At 70.5% G+C, this 14,820-nt stretch carries 13 protein-coding genes; 6 read left to right on the top strand and 7 right to left on the bottom strand.

What is annotated here, in order from left to right; translation table 11 throughout:
• Positions 1-74 precede the first annotated feature (74 nt).
• A complete protein-coding gene (locus tag G4D87_RS19640; protein WP_240358421.1) occupies positions 75-635 on the top strand; it encodes a GAF domain-containing protein in 561 nt (186 codons plus the stop codon).
• Between the two features lie 23 nt (positions 636-658).
• Here the strand turns inward: G4D87_RS19640 and G4D87_RS19635 are convergent, their stop codons facing one another.
• Both G4D87_RS19635 and G4D87_RS19630 read right to left on the bottom strand, forming a co-directional pair.
• A complete protein-coding gene (locus G4D87_RS19635) occupies positions 659-1,492 on the bottom strand; it encodes a 3'(2'),5'-bisphosphate nucleotidase CysQ family protein (protein WP_163783592.1) in 834 nt (277 codons plus the stop codon).
• 36 nt (positions 1,493-1,528) lie between these two features.
• On the bottom strand, positions 1,529-3,985 hold the full coding sequence (locus G4D87_RS19630) for a sensor histidine kinase (RefSeq protein WP_371928564.1): 2,457 nt from the start codon (positions 3,983-3,985) through the stop codon (positions 1,529-1,531).
• A 229-nt stretch (positions 3,986-4,214) separates the two neighbouring features.
• Between G4D87_RS19630 and G4D87_RS19625 the strand changes: the two genes are divergently transcribed.
• A complete protein-coding gene (locus G4D87_RS19625; RefSeq protein ID WP_163783590.1) occupies positions 4,215-4,700 on the top strand; it encodes a GNAT family N-acetyltransferase in 486 nt (161 codons plus the stop codon).
• A gap of 76 nt (positions 4,701-4,776) precedes the next feature.
• On the opposite strand, the gene G4D87_RS19620 is transcribed toward G4D87_RS19625, so the two are convergent.
• A complete protein-coding gene (locus G4D87_RS19620; RefSeq protein WP_163783589.1) occupies positions 4,777-6,465 on the bottom strand; it encodes a glutamine--tRNA ligase/YqeY domain fusion protein in 1,689 nt (562 codons plus the stop codon).
• Between the two features lie 198 nt (positions 6,466-6,663).
• A complete protein-coding gene (locus G4D87_RS19615; RefSeq protein WP_163783588.1) occupies positions 6,664-7,821 on the bottom strand; it encodes a glycosyltransferase in 1,158 nt (385 codons plus the stop codon).
• Positions 7,822-8,018: 197 nt separating this feature from the next.
• Between G4D87_RS19615 and G4D87_RS19610 the strand changes: the two genes are divergently transcribed.
• Positions 8,019-8,912, top strand: coding sequence for an alpha/beta fold hydrolase (locus G4D87_RS19610; RefSeq protein WP_163783595.1), 894 nt, complete (start codon positions 8,019-8,021; stop codon positions 8,910-8,912).
• Here the strand turns inward: G4D87_RS19610 and G4D87_RS19605 are convergent.
• Entirely contained in the window at positions 8,882-9,631 is a 750-nt protein-coding gene (locus G4D87_RS19605; protein WP_163783587.1) for an arginyltransferase, read from the bottom strand. The genes G4D87_RS19610 and G4D87_RS19605 overlap by 31 nt on opposite strands.
• Positions 9,632-9,829: 198 nt before the next feature.
• On the opposite strand from G4D87_RS19605, the gene G4D87_RS19600 reads away from it, so the two are divergent.
• The 3 genes from G4D87_RS19600 (at position 9,830) to G4D87_RS19590 (ending at position 12,440) form a co-directional block, all read left to right on the top strand.
• A complete protein-coding gene (locus G4D87_RS19600; protein ID WP_163783586.1) occupies positions 9,830-10,084 on the top strand; it encodes a hypothetical protein in 255 nt (84 codons plus the stop codon).
• A 65-nt stretch (positions 10,085-10,149) separates the two neighbouring features.
• Positions 10,150-11,001 carry a glycosyltransferase family 2 protein gene (locus G4D87_RS19595; protein ID WP_176412023.1) on the top strand — a complete coding sequence of 284 codons (852 nt, stop codon included), beginning with the start codon at positions 10,150-10,152 and terminating at the stop codon, positions 10,999-11,001.
• On the top strand, positions 10,998-12,440 hold the full coding sequence (locus tag G4D87_RS19590) for a type III PLP-dependent enzyme domain-containing protein (RefSeq protein ID WP_163783584.1): 1,443 nt from the start codon (positions 10,998-11,000) through the stop codon (positions 12,438-12,440). The genes G4D87_RS19595 and G4D87_RS19590 overlap by 4 nt, the downstream gene beginning before the upstream one ends.
• Here the strand turns inward: G4D87_RS19590 and G4D87_RS19585 are convergent.
• Together G4D87_RS19585 and G4D87_RS19580 are read right to left on the bottom strand one after the other, a co-directional pair.
• Positions 12,430-13,728, bottom strand: coding sequence for a carbamoyl-phosphate synthase (locus G4D87_RS19585; RefSeq protein ID WP_163783594.1), 1,299 nt, complete (start codon positions 13,726-13,728; stop codon positions 12,430-12,432). The two genes, G4D87_RS19590 and G4D87_RS19585, sit on opposite strands and share 11 nt — an antisense overlap.
• 160 nt (positions 13,729-13,888) lie before the next feature.
• Positions 13,889-14,701, bottom strand: a complete 813-nt coding sequence (locus tag G4D87_RS19580; protein WP_163783583.1) for a methylase — start codon at positions 14,699-14,701, stop codon at positions 13,889-13,891.
• Positions 14,702-14,820 lie beyond the last annotated feature (119 nt).

The raw sequence follows: 14,820 nt of genomic DNA, 5'->3' as shown, positions 1-14,820 counted from the left end.
CCCCCGACCTGCAAGACAACAGGCGCCCCCCACCTGGAGCAGACCCCATGGCCTCGAAGGCTTTCGCAGCAATCATGAACGTGTCGCAGCTGCTCCTGGAGCGCGGCTTCGAGACCGCGACCGTCTCGGAGGCCCTGGGCCAGGTGGGCGGCGCGCTCGACGTCGACCGCGTCTACATCTTCGAGAACGCCACCAGCCCCACGGGCGAGGCGCTGTGCCACCAGCGCTACGAGTGGACCGCGGCCGCGGCCTCCGCGCAGCTGGACAACCCCGAGCTCCAGAACGTCTCCTACGCGGAGGTCCTCCCCTCCTGGGTCGGGCCGCTGTCCTCGGGCAAGGCCATCCAGGGACCGCCCCGGGAGTTCGCGTCGCCCGCCCGGGAGCTGCTGGAGAGCCAGGACATCCGTTCGCTGCTGGTCTGCCCCATCACCGTGGGCGGCGAGTGGTGGGGCTTCGTGGGCTTCGACGACTGCCGGACGGAGCGCCAGTGGCCGCCGATGGAGGTCTCCGTGCTCCAGGCCCTGTCCAACGCGCTGGCAGGCTCGCTCCGCCACGCGCGGCTGCGCAGCATGCTGTCCGGCGTGCAGTCCCAGCTGCGCACCATCATCCAGCGCTGCGAGACGACGGCGTCCTGACGCGCGCGCCCGTCCGCGAGGCCTCAGCGAAGGAGGCCGGCCTCGCGGGCGAACCCGGCCACCACGGGCGCCACGCGCTCGAAGGCGGCGGCGTTGCAGGCCAGCAGCCCCCGGCGGTTCTGGAGCTCCGAACCGTCATAGGCATACGGCGTCCCACCCAGGTCCGTGAGGATGCCGCCCGCCGCGCGCAGCACGGCTTCGGGGGCGCAGTTGTCCCAGCGGTAGCTCTTGTCGCTGACGTGCAGGTAGAGGTCGCAAGCGGCCTCCGCCAGCAGGCCGCACTTGAGGCCCACCGAACCACACGCCTGCTCATGGGTGATGCCCAGCCGCCGGGCCACCGCGTCCGTCAGGCGCGAGCGGTGTGAGCGGGACACCACCAGCCGCAGCGAGGACGGCTCCACCGTGTCCGACACCCGCAGGGCACGGCGCCCCTTCGCGTCCTCCACGAAGCCGCCCTGCCCCACCACGCCCCCGTACAGCGTGTCTCCGACGGGCCGGTACACGACGCCCAGCGTGGCCTTCCCCGCGATGGCGAGCCCGATGTGGATGGCGAACTCGCCATTGCGGTTGACGAACTCCTGCGTGCCGTCCATGGGGTCCACGAACCAGCAGCGCTCGAAGCGGCTCGCGCCGGAGGTGTTGTCGGACTCCTCGGCCACCACGCCGTCCGACGGGAAGGCGGCGCGCAGCGCTTCCACGATGAAGGCGTTGGCGCGCTCGTCGGCCTCGGTGACGGGCCCCATGCCGCCCGCCTTGTCATGGACGGCGAAGGGCGTGGCGTAGACCTCCAGGAGGATGGCTCCCGCCTGGCGGGCAACGCGGCGGGCGGTGTCGAGTTCGGCGTCGAGCGTGTGCATGAAGTGGCCTCAGTCTGCCCCTCCGCCCTCCTCCAGTCACGGGTGAGCGGGCTCCGGAGGAAGGTCGACGACGAAGGTGGCGCCCTTCCCCGGCAGGCTTTCGACGCGAATCGTCCCGCCGTGCGCCTCCACCAGGCGCCGGGTGATGAAGAGCCCCAGCCCCAGGCCTCCGTAGTTGCGGGACGCGGCGCGCTCGAAGCGCTCGAAGATGCGCGACTGGGCCTCCAGGGGAATGCCCATGCCATGGTCCTGGATGCGGATGCGGGCGTCCTCCCCGGCGCGTGACACCTCCATGCGGATGGGCGCGCCCGCGCCGTACTTCATCGCGTTCGTCAACAGGTTGATCATCACCTGCTCCATCCGGAGCCGGTCCCACCGCCCCAGGACAGGCGTGGGCGCCACCAGCTTGAACACGCAGCCCGCCCGGCCCATCTGCCCCCGCAGGTGCCCCGTGACGTCCCGGGCCACCGCCGCCAGGTCCATGTCCTCCCGCCGCAGGTCCACCTGGCTCTCGTTGACGCGCGACACATCCAGCAGGTGTTCCACCAGGTGCGACAGCCGCCGGAGCTGGTCCCCGAAGACATCCAGCATGGCCGCCACCTTCTCCACGGGAATCTGGCCGGACTCCTGCCGCGACAGGGTGCGCGTCAGCTGCTGCACGCGCAGCTTCATGGAGGTGACGGGCGTCTTCAGTTCATGCGAGGCAATCGACAGGAACTCGTCGCGACCGCGGATGGACTCCTGGGCCTTGCGATAGAGCTCGGCGTTCTCGATGGCGAAGGCGGCGCGCTGCCCCAGCTCCTCGGCCAATGCGCATTCGCGTGGGCCATACGGACACCCTGGCTGCGCCGAGACGACGGACAGCACGCCCAGGATGGGGCCCCGCGCCCGCAGCGGGACGTTCAGTGATGCCCGAGCGCTCAGCGCCCTCACCGCGCTCCACCGCTCGTCCTGGAGCCCCGCCGGGTCCAGCAAGCCCACGGCATCCGGGGACGACTCCGAACGTCCCGTCTCCAGCACCCCGTAGGGCCCCTCCCGCTGACTGGAAGCGGGGGGATGGGCCTGGAGGAACTCGCGAATGGTGCGGCCCCCTTCGGGTGAACTGGCGGCCACGGCCACCGGGCGCAGCGCCGCGTCCTTGTCCAACAAGGAGACGACGCACAGCTCGCCCAAGGTCGGGACGGACAACTCCGCCACGCGCTGGAGCGTGGTCTCCGAGTCGAGCGACGTCACCAGCGCCTGGCTGGCCTCCGACAGGAAGCGCTGCCCCAGCTCCAGCTGCTTGAGCTCGGTGACGTCGGTGGAGATGCCGCACAGCGCGTACAGCGTGCCCGACGAGTCGATGAGCGGGAACTTCTGCGTGAGGTGGGTGTGGACGCCGTCATCCAGGGGGATGCGCTCCTCCCGCTGGACGAGCCCCCGGGTGTTGAAGACGGCCTGGCTCGTCTCATGGAAGCGCGCCGCCAGCGGCCCGGAGAAGAGGTCCATCGTGGACTTGCCCGCGACCTCCTGGAGCGTGTGGTGGAAGATCCGCTCCCACTCACGGTTCACGAAGATGTAGCGCTCCTGCCGGTCGAGGATGAAGAACACGGAGTTGGCGTTGTCCAGGATGGCGCGCAGCCGCTTCTCGCTCTCGGCGAGCGCGTCCTCGGCGCGCTTGCGCTCCGTCACGTCGGTCAGCACCGCGAGCGAACGAAGCATCCGGCCCGACGCGTCCCGCTCCGAGATGGCGGAGAGGAGGACGTCGACCACCTCGCCGTTCTTCTTCAGAATCTGGTACGGCACGTCCTTGCAGATGCCCGTCTTGTAGAACGCTGGCAGGACGTGCTCGGTCGCATACCGACGAGACTCCGGCGTGAAGAAGTCCACGGAGCGGCGGCCCAGGACCTCCTCGCGCGAATAGCCCAGGGTGCGCAGCCAGAACTCGCTGACGCTGAGCAGCCGGCCCTTCGCGTCGATGGAGTGCATCATCGCGGGCGTGTGCTTGTAGAGGCTGCGGAACTTCTCCTCCTCCGCGCGAAGCGCGGCCTCCGTCTGTTTGATGGCGGTGATGTCCCGGAACACGGACACCGCGCCGTACGCCTCTCCCGCCGGGTCGGTGAGCACACGCGCGCCCACCAGCAGCCAGAGCCCCTTGGGGTGGCGGGCGTTGCGGACGTAGAGCTCCGCCTGGTCCACCGCCTCGCCACGCTGTAGGGCGCGGCTGAGCGGCAGCTGCTCGGCGGGATAGGGCGTCACGGTGTCGGGGAGGTAGAGCCCGAAGTACTTGGACCACTGGGACATCGGCATCTGCGGCGGAGGCAGGGCGCCGAACAGCTGCTGGGCCATCGGGTTGAGGAGGATGAACCGGCCGTGCCGGTCCACCACCGACACGCCATCTCCCATACTGAGGAAGACCGCCTCCAGGATGCCGAGCGGGCTGCCCCCCTCTTCGTCCGCGAAGGCATACCCTTCGGGCCGCGTGCCATCTTCCCGGGCGAGCGGGGCAGACATCCAAGTGCTGTCTTCCAGGTGGTCCATGGGAGGGTCGCGTCCAGCGCAAGGAGGCAACGAGGCGCCCTCCCCGTTGGCGTGCCTCCCGTCCACCAACGGTTTCTGGACGCCGTTCCTCGTCAACAATGTTGTCTCGTGGCCACGCCGCCAAGCCGCGCATTCCAACGAGGCCATCGCTCGGTGAAGAGGCCCTTTATAGGAAGGGGCCTCCCCGTCGCTTGGAGTCGCCATGCCCGTCACCCTCCGTCCCGCCAGGCCCTCCGATGAGCCCGCCCTGGGCCGCATGGGCGCGGCGCTCGCCCGGCAGCACCACGCCTTCGACGCCGCGCGCTTCATGCTCCCGGACGACGTGGAGTCGGGCTACCGCTGGTGGCTGGGCCGCGAGGCGAAGAAGCCCGACGCCGTCGTCCTGGTCGCGGAGCTGGACGGCGAGGTCGTGGGCTACGCCTACGGCCGCGTGGAGGGCGTGGACTGGAATGCCCTGCTGGATCGCAGCGGCGGCTTCCACGACCTCTGGGTCGAAGAGCAGGCCCGCGGCGCGGGCGTGGGCGTCCTGCTCGCGGAGGAGATGATGAAGCGCCTGACGGCCCTGGGCGTGCCGCGCGTCGTCCTCCACACCGCCGCGCGCAACGCGACCGCGCAGCGCCTGTTCGCGAAGCTGGGGTGGCGCCCCACCATGGTGGAGATGACGCGCGAGGCGCCCGCGACGCGGTAGGCCGCGAGCCTCCCGACGAAAGCAACGTGCCGGGTGCCGCCAGCGTGGGCGGCACCCGGAAGGCGCGCGCCAGGGACTACTTCCCCTTGGCCTGCTCCTTCGTCCACGAGTCCTTCAGCGTCACCGTGCGGTTGAAGACGGGCTTGCCCGGCTTCGAGTCCTTCGGGTCCACGTAGAAGTACCCGGTGCGCTCGAACTGGTAGCGCGACTCCACGGCGGCATCCGCCAGCATCGGCTCGACGCGGGCGTCACGCAGCGTCTGCAGGCTGGCCGGGTTGAGGAACGTGGTGAAGTCCTTGGCCTCGTCCGCGTCCGGCGCCTCCACGGAGAAGAGCCGGTCATAGAGGCGCACCTCCGCGATGGGCGCGTTGCCCGGCACCCAGTGCAGCGTGCCCTTCACCTTGCGGCCGTCCGGCGCGTTGCCGCCGCGCGTGGCCGCGTCGTACGAGCAGCGCAGCTCCACCACGTTGCCCGCGGCGTCCTTGATGACCTGCTCGCACTTGATGAAGTACGCCGAGCGCAGCCGCACCTCCTTGCCGGGCGCCAGCCGGAAGAACCCCTTCGGCGGGTCCTCCATGAAGTCGTCCGCCTCGATGTACAGCTCGCGCATGAAGGGCACCTGGCGCGTCCCCAGCTCCGGCTTCTGCGGGTGGTTCTGCACCTCCAGCAGCTCCGTCTGCCCCTCCGGGTAGTTCTCCAGCACCACCTTCAGCGGGCGCATCACCGCCATGGCGCGCGGGGCCGTCTCGTTGAGGTCCTCGCGGATGCACAGCTCCAGCAGGCTCATGTCGATGAGCTGCTGCGCCTTGCCCACGCCCACGCGCGTGGCGAAGTCGCGGATGGACGCCGGCGTGAAGCCACGGCGGCGCAGGCCGGCAATCGTCATCATCCGGGGGTCATCCCACCCCGTCACGAAGCCCTCCGTCACCAGCTTGAGCAGCTTGCGCTTGCTCATCACCGTGTAGTTGAGGTTCAGCCGGTTGAACTCGTACTGGTACGGCCGGTCCCCGGCAACGAGGTTGCCGACAATCCAGTCGTACAGCACGCGCCGGTTCTCGAACTCCAGCGTACAGATGGAGTGGGTGATGCCCTCAATCGCGTCCGACAGGCAGTGCGCGAAGTCGTAGAGCGGGTAGATGGGCCACGCGTCGCCGGTGCGGTGATGGTGGGCGCGCCGGATGCGGTAGATGGGCGGGTCGCGCAGCACCGGGTTGGGCGACGCCATGTCAATTTTCGCCCGCAGGGTGTGCTGGCCGTCGGAGAACTCGCCCGCGCGCATGCGGTGGAACAGGTCCAGGTTCTCCTCCACGGAGCGCTCGCGGTAGGGGCTGTTGCGCCCCGGCGTGGTGAAGTCGCCGCGGTACTCGCGAATCTCCTCCGGGGACAGGCTGCACACGTACGCCTTGCCCTGCTTGATGAGCTGCACGGCGAAGTCGTAGAGCTTCGGGAAGTAGTCGGACGCGAAGAACTTCCGGTCCGCCCACTCGAAGCCCAGCCACTTCACGTCACGCTGGATGGACTCGACGTAGTCGGTGTCCTCGGTGACAGGGTTGGTGTCGTCGAAGCGCAGGTTGCACTTGCCTCCGTATTGCTGCGCCAGCCCGAAGTTGAGGCAGATGGACTTGGCGTGGCCGATGTGGAGGTAGCCGTTGGGCTCGGGCGGGAAGCGGGTGTGCACGCGGCCCGCGTGCGTTCCCTTCCGCCGGTCTTCCTCGATGATTTCCTGGAGGAAGTTCAGGCCCTGCGTTTCGTTCGTCGTCGTCATGATGGGGGTGAATCCTCGTGAAGCAGCCGGGGGCCGGCAAGGGATTCCTACCTCAGGTGCCGCCCGGCCGGGCCTCCAGACGAAGGCTGGCGCCTTGAAGCGCGCGGATACCTCGCCCAAGCCGTGAAGGAGAACCCCGGCGGAGGCCCACTTCATCCCCCCGTCCGGAAGGCGAGGGGCCGGGCCCCTCTCCCTCTGTCAGAGGGACGCGAGCAGGGACTCCCAGGCCTTCAGGGCGCGGTCGGCGGACAGCGCCTCGGCGCGCTGCCGGGCCCGGGCGGACAGGTCGGCCCGGTGCACGTCGTCCTGGACGATTCGCGCCAGGGCGTCCGCCAGCGCCTGGGGCTGCTCCATGGGCACCAGGGCGCCGTGCTTGCCATGCTCCAGCACCTCCGCGGGGCCGGAGGGGCAGTCGGTGCTGACCACGGGGCAGCCCAGGGCCAGCGCCTCCAGCAACACCATGGGCAGCCCCTCGAAGCGCGAGGACAGGGCGAAGGCCGCCGCCCGCCGCATCAGCGCATGCGGGTTGGGCGCGAAGCCCGGCAGGAAGACGGTCTCCTCCACGCCCAGCGACTTCACCAGCGCCTTCAGCTCCGCCTCCAGCGAGCCTTCCCCCAGGATGAGCAGGTGCTGGTCCACCCCGGCCTGGCGCATCAGCGCGTGGCTCCGGATGAGCACGTCGAAGGCCTTCTGGTGCTCCAGCCGGCCCACGGCGATGACCACCGGCTTGCGGAAGAGAGGCTCCGCCCAGGCCGGCAGCGGCTGCTCACCGGCGGCGCGCACGCGGTCGCCGTCCACGAAGTTGGGGATGACGTGGAGCTGCTCCGGTCGCACCGGCACCAGGTCCTGGAAGGCCTTCGCCGAGTCGTGGCCGCACGCGACGACGCGGCTCATGCGCGGGTAGAGCCACCGCAGGCCCCAGAGCTGCCGCCGGGGCTGCTCCAGGTGGAAGGCGCCCCAGTCGAAGTGAATCATGCCCACCACGGGCTTGCGCAAGAGCCGCCCCACCAGACACGCCAGCAGCGCCGCCCGGCCCTCCTGCCCCGCGACGATGACGTCCACGTCGCGCGCCTCGCGCATCAGCCGCCAGAAGAAGCGCGGCAACATGCCCCGCCGGTACTCGAAGGCGTCGGTGCCCCAGACGACCTCGGTGCGTCGCGGAATCCGGTCGCTCTGGCTCTTCGGATGGGGCCGGTGATGGAAGAACATCTTCGTGTCGAACCGGCCGGGGTCCAGCCCCGCCAGCACGTTGCACACGGACCGCTCGATGCCGCCCGAGCCCAGGAACACCAGCGTGAACAGCACCCGCTTCCGCGCGGGGACTGGAGGCGCCTCGCCCTGTGTCGTTACGAGCATCACCCGCACTCTCGCGCGCTTCGAGACACCGCCGTCCAGAACCTTCGGAGTGACAGGGCTCCCCCGGCTCCAACCTGACCCACCTGCGGTGTAACCAACTTGCATTCGCTCCGCCACCCCCCGGCGCAGCGAGGGTTCGCTATATTCCAGGTCAATTCCAGATACCCGTGAAAACACGTACTCACTTCCGCTGCCTCATGGCGCTGGCGCCCCTCTGCGTGTTGCTCGCCGCCGCGGGGCATCTGGTGGTCAACGGTCATCGCGTCGGTCAGGGCCTGCTGCATCCGCGGCCCATTCCAGTGACACGTCCACTGGCGGAGCCGGTGCTGTCGCCGCTGGAGGACGTGGCCTTCACCACGTCCGACGGCGTGCCGCTCAAGGGCTGGTACGTGCCCTCACGCAACCGCGCCGCGGTGGTGCTGGTGCACGGCTTCGCGGACAACCGCGCGCAGCTGCTCTTCGAGGCGCGGACGCTCGCGGGCGCGGGCTACGGCGTGCTGCTGTTCGATTCGCGCGCGCACGGCGAGAGCGGCGGCGACACGGTGACGTGGGGAGACCGGGAGCGGCGCGACGTGGCGGCGGCGCTGGACTTCGTCGCGCGGCGCCCGGACGTGGACCCGGGACGGCTGGGCCTCTTCGGCTTCTCCATGGGCGGCACCACGGCGCTCCTGGTGGCCAGCGAGGACGCGCGGGTGAAGGCGGTGGCCGCCGCGGGGGCCTACCCGGCGCTGGAGGCGGACATCTACGCGGGCTACGGCCGCTGGGGCGCGCTGAGCGCGGAGCCCGTGCTGTGGACGCTGCGCCGCGCGGGCGTGACGGTGGACGCGGTGCGCCCCATTGACGGGATGTGCCGGCTGGGCGGCCGGCCGCTGCTGCTGGTCAACGGCGACGTGGACCCGGACGCGCCCGCGAAGCTCCAGGCCAGCCTCTTCCAGGCCGCGTGCGAGCCCAAGTCACTCTGGGTCGTCGAGGGCGCGGGCCATGGCCAGTACGCGCGCGTGGCGCCGGAGGAATACGCGCGTCGGCTGCTCCAGCACTTCGGCGCGGCGCTCGACGTGCCTCAGGCCTCCTCGGGCGGCGCCACCCACTGAGGCGCGGCGTCCAGCGCGGGCCGGTCCTCCAGCAGCTCGTGCGGACGGAAGGCGCCCTTGTAGCGCAGCGACGCGCACGCCAGCACGCGGTAGCCCAGGTAGACGTGGGGAATGCCCCGCGCCTTCGCCAGCGCCACCTGGTGCAGCACGTTGGCCGTGCCCAGCGACAGGTGCGCGTAGGCGGGGTCGTAGAAGAAATACACGGCGCTCCAGGCGCGCGGCGTCTCGTCGCAGATGCCCACGCCCACCAGCCTGGGTCCGCCATCCGCGCCGTCGTCGTACCACGCCACCTCGCGCGCGGACGGGTGCGGATAGGAGAACTGGAGCGAGTACTCTCGCGGGGTGATGGGCGACGGCGCCCACTCGCGCGCCACCTCCCGCTCCGAATGCCACTGGCGGTACAGGGCCAGCCGCGCGTCATCCACGCGCGGCGGCCCCACCTCCACGCGCAGGTGCGCGCACGCGGCGCGCGCCCGGCGCTGGCTGCGGTTGGGTCGGAAGCCCTCCACGGGGAGGCGCAAGGACACGCAGGCCTGGCAGTCCGCGCAGGCGGGCCGGAAGTACACCAACCCGAAGCGGCGCCAGCCCCGCACCAGCAGGTGCTCGTACTCCTCCGGCGTGACGTCCTCCAGCACGAGGTTCTCGAGCGAGGCCTGCCGCTCCGGCAGGTAGCTGCAGGCCCGGGGCGGCTCGACTTCGTGTGCCAGGAGGAACGCCATGCGTGGCCTGTTCCTGTCGCGCCCGCCGCCCGGCGTCAAGTCTGACCCGGTGTGTCGAAGCCTCCGCTTCCGGGCAGGCACCCGCTTCTCAGAGGGAAATGTGTCACCCGGGGCACGCCCGTCTGCCCAGCCGGCAGGCTGGCATGACGCCTGCAAAACCAACGGCCAGCCTCGTGGAGTCGAGGCAGGAGGATGACCATGGCCCGCCACCGCACGCAGCCTTCGCTGAACCGCCTGTCGCGCTGGGATTTCGGTCGAGCGGACAGGCAGGTCCGTGCGGCCACTGGCAGCCATGACTGGGTGGTACGGAGCGCTACACCTCCCTCGCGTCCGAGTGGGAATCGCCAGAATCCGGACATTCCTGTCGTACTCGCGGCGGTTCGCGCGCAGGTCGCGGTCGACCCGGCAGAGGCGCATGGAGTGGATTTCGACCTGGCGTTCGCCAGCTACTGAAGTGACTGGATGGCGTGCGGGCTGGCGGCTTCTCAGGCGTGGCCGCCAACGCGTATAAGTCCGCCATGTCCGTTATTGACGTCTCGGTGGTGATGCCCACCCACAAGCGGGAGAAGGAAGTGGTGGAGGCCATCCGCTCGGTCCTCCGCCAGGAAGGGGTGAGCGTCGAGGTCGTCGTCCTGGACGACACGCCGGAGGGCACGGCACGCGAGGCGGTGGAAGGGCTGAAGGACGAGCGGGTCCGCTACCTGGTGAACGACCCGCCGTCGAAGGGCCGCCCGGCGGTGGTGCGCAACCACGGCGCCACGCTGGCCCGCGGCCGCTACCTGCACTTCCTGGATGACGACGACATGCTCGCGGAGGGCGCGCTGCACGCCATGGTGAGCGCGCTGGACGCGCGGCCGGACGCGGGCGTGGCGGTGGGCTGGGTGGTGCCCTTCGGCGACGACGCGGACTGGCTCAAGGACAAGAGCGCCTACTTCGAGTGGGCCGCCCAGGTGGGCGCCAGCACCCCCAACAGCGCGTGGACGGTGGCCCACATCCTCTTCCGCGGCACGCTGTATGTGAACTCCGCGTGCATGGTGCGCCGGGAGCACTTCGCCCCGCTGGGCGGCTTCGACGCCAGCATCCCCGTCTACGAGGACGTGGACTTCTACCTGCGCGGCATCCGCGCGTTCGGCCACGTCTACGTCAACCGGCCCATCCTGCACTACCGCACCGGCCGGCCGTCGCTGATGCACAACCTGGGCAAGGACGGCACGCTGGTGGTGCAATCCAACGAGATGATTCACGGCAAGTACCGCAAGGCGAACGGCATGCTGGAGTACCGCCTCATGCAGGCCGCCCTGCGGGTGCTGCCCTTCGAGGTCGCCCGCCGGCTGCCGCTGCGCCTGCGCAACCAGGGCCGCGCGTCATGAGCCTCAAGAGCCGGCTTCTCGGGACGGCCAGGCGCCAGGTGAAGCAGACGCTGCGCCCGGTGCTCCAGCGGGCCATGGCCCCCGCGCGCAACCACATCCCCGCCTCGCACTGGGGCCTGCGGGACGTGCCCGGCCAGGGCCTGAGCCTGGAAGGCGTCCCGCTGGCGCAGCTGGTGGAGCGCTGGGGCTCGCCGCTGCACGTGGTGCACCTGGCGGCGCTGCGCCGCAACGCGGAGCGCTTCCTCGCGGTGCCGCCGGGGCGCACGGGCGGCTGTGAAGTCTACTACTCGTACAAGACGAACCCGGTGCCCGGCGTGCTGTCCTTCCTGCACGGCCTGGGCGTGGGCGCGGAGGTCATCTCCGCCTACGAGATGTGGCTGGCGCTCAAGCTGGGCGTGCCCCCGGAGCGCATCGTCTACAACGGCCCGGTGAAGTCGGAGGCCTCCGTGCGCGAGGCCATCTCCCGGGGCATCCAGCTGCTGGCCGCCAACCACGCGGAGGAGATTGCCGTCTTCGCCCGGCTGGCCGCGGAGCTGGACCGCCGCCCGCGCGTCGCGGTGCGAGTGACGACGGGCAGCGGCTGGACGGGGCAGTTCGGCACGCCCATCGCGGGGGGCGCCGCGCTGCGGGCCTACCAGCAGGCGCGCGGCTCGAAGCACCTGGACGTGGTGGGCCTGCACGCGCACCGTGGGGAGACCATCCGCACGGAGGGCGACTTCACGGCCTTCGTGGAGTCGGTGCTCGACTTCACGGACACGCTGCACCAGGAGCTGGGGTTGGATTTGGAGGTGCTTGATTTGGGCGGCAGCCTCAACACGCCCACCGTCGAGCACATCGCCGAGCGCGACTGGCGCCTCAACCTCACCTTCTTCCGCGACGTGCCCGCGCCCGACCCGGCGGCGTCGCTGTCCATCGACCGCTACGTGGCGCTGGCGGTGGAGCTGGTGGAGACGCACTACGCGCGACGCGGACGTCAGCGGCCCCGCATCTTCCTGGAGCCGGGCCGCGCCATGACGGGCGACACGCAGCTCTTGCTGGGCCGCGTGCACGCGCTCAAGGCGGGGGAAGACAGGACGTGGGCGGTGCTGGACGCCGGCATCAACCATGCCGAGTGCGTGCGCAACGAGTATCACCAGCTCTTCCACGTGAACCGGCCGGACGCGCCGGCCGACAAAATCTACACGGTGGTGGGCCCCATCTGCACGCCGGGCGACACGCTCTACCACGCGAAGCGGCTGCCCGACCTGCGCGTGGGAGACACGCTGGCCATCATGGACGCGGGCGCCTACTTCGTGCCCTTCGCCACGTCCTTCTCCTATCCCCAGCCGGCCATCATCGCGCTGGAGGATGGGAAGGAGCGGCTGCTGCGGCGCGCGGAGACGTTCGATGACCTGGTGACGTTCGACGCGCCGGACAGCCGCGCCGCGCTCACCGGTTGAGCACCATCATCCGGAGGAAGGCCCGGGGGTGGCGCGCGGAGCCGTAGAGAATCTGCGCCACCTCCACCGCGGTGGGCATCAGGTCATCCGAGTCGATGAGCGGATCCACCGCCAACCCCTGGTGCGTCTCCAGCCAGCGCCGCCACTGGCGGGCCTCGTCCTCCGGCAGCGCGCCGGACAGCCGCTGGAGGTTGAGCAGCATCTCCAGCGCGATGCGGTTGCAGAACACCTCGCCGTTGCCGCGCCAGTCACGCGCGGCCCGCAGCTCGCGGCGCAGGGCGTCCCGGTCCCCCAGCGCGGCGTGGTAGGCCAGGAGGGGCAGCGGCAGGCCCCGGGCGATGTCGAAGCCCATCTGCCCGTAGTAGCGGGGGTTGAAGTCGATGAGGAGGAAGTCGTCCTTCGTCTGGATGAACTCCACCTCGAAGACGCCGTGGTAGCCCAGGCGCTTGCACAGGCGCTGGAGCCCCGCGGCCAGGTCCTCGCGCACCGGGGCGGATTCGAAGCACACGCCCACGCCCAGCCGCCGCGGACGCTGGAGCACCTTCATGGCGCCGCGCACCTCGAACAGCTCGCCCGTCTCGTCCACGAAGCCGGAGAGGCTGTAGATGCCCTCCGCCGCCTCCGGGTGGAACTCCTGCACCATGGGGCGCGACACCGCGGGGTCGAAGCGCACCAGCATGGGCGCGTAGCCGTCCCGCGAGAAGGCGCGGTACTCCTCCGCGAGCTGCTCGGGCGCCTGCACCGGCTGTCCCTTGCGGTGGGTGGAGTAGAGAATCTGCGTGGTGGGCTTGATGAGGACCGGGAAGCGCGCCTCGCGGGACGCCCCGTCCAGGTCCGCTTCCGACGCCGGGAACCAGGTGCGCGGCAGCTTCAGGCCCACCGCCTGGCCCGCTTCGAAGAGCTTGCGCTTGTTGAGCAGGCCGTAGACGGCGTCGATGCCCGGGTCGTAGAGGTGGAAGTACTCCGACAGCGCCTCGCGGTGGACGGACACCAGCCACGCCAGCTCATCGCTCGTCGGGTAGAGCACGTGCCGCATCGGCTCGCGGCGGCCCAGGTCCATCAGCCACTCGATGAAGGCCTCGGCCTGGGACTCCGGAGGACATTGCACGCGGCGGCCCACGAAGCGAGACCAGCTCGCCGGCCCCAGCTTGCCGGGGTCCGCCACCGTGACGTCAATGCCGTTGCGTCCAAAGCAACGCGCGGCCGCGAGCGTGCCGTAGAAGCCCGCAGAGAAGAGCAGCACGGACGGTCGGCCCTCCATTCGAACCCGGGGTGCCTGCTCCAACATGACGGTGTCGTTCTCCCGCTGCGTTCCCGGCACGCCTCACGCGAAGGAGAGGTGGTGCCGCTTCAAGTCCTGGTCACGCGCAGGATAACCGCACGCCACCCCACTTGGCTTCCCTCGCCTGCGCCCTCTTCTTCTCTGAGAAACGCACAGCACACTGTCGTCAAAAACAGACACCCTCCTTGGGCCTCCAAACAACGTAGCCCTGGGACAAGAGCCACGGGTCGGTCTCCACTCCCTCCATGCGTGCGGCGAGCCCCAGCGCGGCTTCGCGAAACGCATCGGGTGGGTGCGCATGGCCCGCGGTCCGCGCCTGCTGCCAGGCGGCGCTCCACGCGGAGAAGAAGTCATGGATGGGCTCACCCGGACGCACTCGGCGGCGCAAATCCCGGGGCAGCCAGTCCCGGAAGAGCATGGGCGCGAAGCCGAGGCTGAAGTCGGTGTGGAACAGGAGCGCTTCGCGCCGCGGCAGCGCCGGCTCGGTGCCGCGGCGCAGCAGGTGCGCGGACATCACCGCGCCCGTCGCGTCCGCGCTGCCCTCCACCAGCAGGCCCGACGGCAGCAGGTAGATGGCCAGGGTGCGGTGTACCTCGGGGACGCGCTCGGGAGGCCCCTGGCGGAGCAGGTTCATGGCGCGCACCAGCCGGGCGGGCTCGTCGGGGCGCAGCGGCAACGCGAAGCCACCCTCGCGAAAGGACGTGCGGGCATCCGCGTCCACCTGCGCCGCCTGCGCGCGCTCCGCGTCCAGCTCCACGCCCACCACGGCGAGCTCCGGGTTGAGCGCGCGAAAGGCCTGGGCGCTCTCCAGCGTCGTCCACGGGTGCTCTCCGAAGCCCACGTCGACGAAGACGGCGTGGGCCCAGGGCCCGTCACGGCGTTCGAGCAACGGGCGCTCGAAGCGGCACAGGTACGCGTCCAGCGCGCGCAGGCGCCCGCGCGAAGTCCGCCCGCGCGTCTTCGTGTCCAGCGGTGGCATGGTGCGCTCTTGGGTGAGTCTGGCGTTGCCGTCAAGCCCACCCCGCGCCGTACCACTCCGGATTTTCACCGGACGCGGCGGGCCCCTAGAGTGAGGAGATTGTGGAAGCCCCGTCCTCC

The sequence above is a fragment of the Myxococcus vastator genome (genome assembly GCF_010894475.1).
Lineage (GTDB): Bacteria > Myxococcota > Myxococcia > Myxococcales > Myxococcaceae > Myxococcus > Myxococcus vastator.
The sequence above is the reverse complement of the archived record's forward strand: the minus strand, read 5'-3'. Positions and strand labels throughout refer to the sequence as shown.